Origin of the sequence: Streptomyces sp. NPDC059853 (assembly GCF_042731495.1) — a bacterium.
Classification (GTDB): domain Bacteria; phylum Actinomycetota; class Actinomycetes; order Streptomycetales; family Streptomycetaceae; genus Streptomyces.
This window is the reverse complement of the sequence record NZ_JBHWJL010000235.1, coordinates 5815-8262: the sequence shown is the minus strand read 5'-3', so window position 1 is coordinate 8262 and position 2448 is coordinate 5815. Positions and strand designations below refer to the sequence as shown.

General features: G+C 75.9%; 2 protein-coding genes. Both read left to right on the top strand.

Annotation, left to right across the window (positions count from 1 at the left end; translation table 11 throughout):
- Positions 1-911, top strand: a 911-nt coding sequence (locus ACFV5N_RS20970; protein ID WP_385601976.1) for a DUF6177 family protein, incomplete at its 5' end; no start/stop codon positions are given.
- An 81-nt stretch (positions 912-992) separates the two neighbouring features.
- A complete protein-coding gene (locus ACFV5N_RS20965) occupies positions 993-2291 on the top strand; it encodes a M18 family aminopeptidase (RefSeq protein ID WP_385601973.1) in 1299 nt (432 codons plus the stop codon).
- The last annotated feature ends 157 nt before the right edge of the window (positions 2292-2448 follow it).

Sequence of the window (2448 nt, the reverse complement as noted above, 5' to 3'; positions counted from 1 at the left end):
GGGCGCTCCAGATCGTGACCCCGCGCGGTGCCCGGCTCTCCCTGCCGACCCGTTCGGTGCTGGCCGGGCTGCCCAACCGCTGGGTGGTGCAGGACGGCGCCGGGGGGTACTACGACGGGCTGTCCGGGTCCGTACTGCGCTGGCAGGACGGGCAGTTCACCGCGACCGGCACCCCGGCGCCGGGATTCCTCGGTGGGGTGCCGCGGGCGGCGGTGAGCGAGGAGCACCAGCTGCTGCTCACCTTCACCACCCGGCGGCCCGCCGACCGGGAACTGCTGCTGGGCGGCGGCCTGGAGGCGGTGTGGCGGCGGCTGACCGGTGCGGAGCCGGCCGGCTGGGGCACCTGTGAGCCGGCGTCGCTGCCCTGGTCGCGGCAGGATCTGACCGAGCGGGCCCGGGCGCGGGCGCCGCAGCGCACCTGGCTGGTGGTGGTGGGGCACCCGGAGGGGCCGCCGGCCATCGCCACCCTGCGGACGCGGATCACCACCGGCGGGGTGGAGGAGGAGGTCACCTTCGCGCTCGGGCAGCGGGACGGTGCCGCCGGGGGCGGGCCGGACAGTGCGGCCGTTCTGCCCGGGCTGGCCGGGGAACTGGCCGGCCGGTACGGGCTGGTGTCGCTGCTGGCCCAGCGCCGCCGGGCCCGCGCCGATCTGACGGTGCCGGCCCAGCTGGAGCCCGGGCCCGCCCCGCTGGCCTTCGCCCTCGGCGGCGAGGACGTGCACCGCATCGGGCTGCCGCACGCGCTGCGTCCGCCGCTGCCCGCCACCCCGCACCGCCTGGGCCCGGCCGGGCGGCCCGGGCTGTACTACCCGCTCCCGGACGGCGACTGGCCGGCGTTCCAGCACCTCATGGCCCATCTGCACGGCGCCGACCCGGCGCGCGGCGCGCGGTCGGCCGCGGGTGGGGGCTGAGGCCGGGCGGGAGGCCGGGGGTGTCCGCGGTGCGCACTCTCGCCCGAAGGCGGCATTCGGGGGATTCGTATGCTGAGGGGTATGAGTTCTTCGCCTTCTTCGTCCAGACCCTTCGATCGCGCGCACACCGATGACCTGATGGGGTTCCTCGCCGCGGCGCCCTCTCCCTACCACGCGGTGGCAGGTGCTGCGCAGCGGCTGGAGAAGGCCGGGTTCCGGCAGGTGGCGGAGGAGGCCGCCTGGGACGGGGAGAGCGGGGGGAAGTTCGTCACCAGGGGCGGCGCGATCATCGCCTGGTACGTACCCGAGGGCGCGGACGCGGCCACCCCGTACCGGATCGTCGGCGCGCACACCGACTCGCCGAACCTGCGGGTCAAGCCGGTGCCCGACCGCGGCCGGCACGGCTGGAAGCAGATCGCCGTCGAGGTGTACGGCGGCACGCTGCTCAACACCTGGCTCGACCGCGACCTCGGGCTGTCCGGCCGGCTGTCGCTGCGCGGCGGCGGCAGCGTGCTGGTGCACGTGGACCGGCCGCTGCTGCGGGTGCCGCAGCTGGCCATCCACCTCGACCGCGGCGTCAACGACGGGCTGAAGCTCGACCGCCAGCAGCACATGACCCCGCTGTGGGGCCTGGGCACCCCGCACGAGGGCGAGCTGATCGCGTTCCTGGCCGGGGAGGCCGGGGTGGCCGCCGACCAGGTCGCCGGCTGGGACCTGATGGCGCACAGCGTGGAGCCGCCCGCCTACCTGGGCAAGGACCGGGAACTGGTGGCCGGGCCGCGGATGGACAATCTGCTGTCGGTGCACGCCGGGGTGTCCGCGCTGATCGCCGCCGCCCAGGCCGGGACGGACGCCATCCCGGTGTTCGCGGCCTTCGACCACGAGGAGTGCGGCAGCGAGTCGGACACCGGGGCCGGCGGGCCGCTGCTCGGCTCGGTGCTGGAACGCTCGGTCCACGCGCGCGGCGGCTCCCCCGAGGACCGGGCGCGGGCGCTGGCCGCCACGATCTGCCTGTCCTCCGACACCGGGCACGCCGTGCACCCCAACTACGCCGAGCGGCACGACCCCGACCACCACCCGATGCCGGGCGCGGGGCCGATCCTCAAGGTGAACGTCAACCAGCGGTACGCCACCGACGGACGCGGACGGGCGGTGTTCGCGGAGGCCTGCGAGCGGGCCGGGGTGCCGTGGCAGACGTTCGTCTCGAACAACGCGGTGCCGTGCGGGACGACCATCGGCCCGATCACCGCCGCGCGCCACGGCATCAGCACGGTCGACATCGGGGTGGCGATCCTGTCCATGCACTCCGCGCGCGAACTGTGCGGTGCCGCCGACCCCTACCTGCTGGCGAACGCCATGACGGCGTTCCTGCGGCACTGAGCGCGCCGTTCCGTACCGAGCGCGGACCCGCCCGTCACACGGCTGTGAAGCGGGCGGGCCATGCTGGTGGTCACGGGGGCGGGGGCCCCCGACCCCCGCCACGGGGGCGGGCAGCCCCGCCCCCCCCCCCAACCTTAACGCGGCAGACAACCACGTG

What these genes read in the sequence shown, in the direction of transcription:
- ACFV5N_RS20965 (WP_385601973.1), top strand. Translation starts at nt 993, where the DNA reads ATGAGTTCTTCGCCTTCTTCGTCCAGACCCTTCGATCGCGCGCACACC.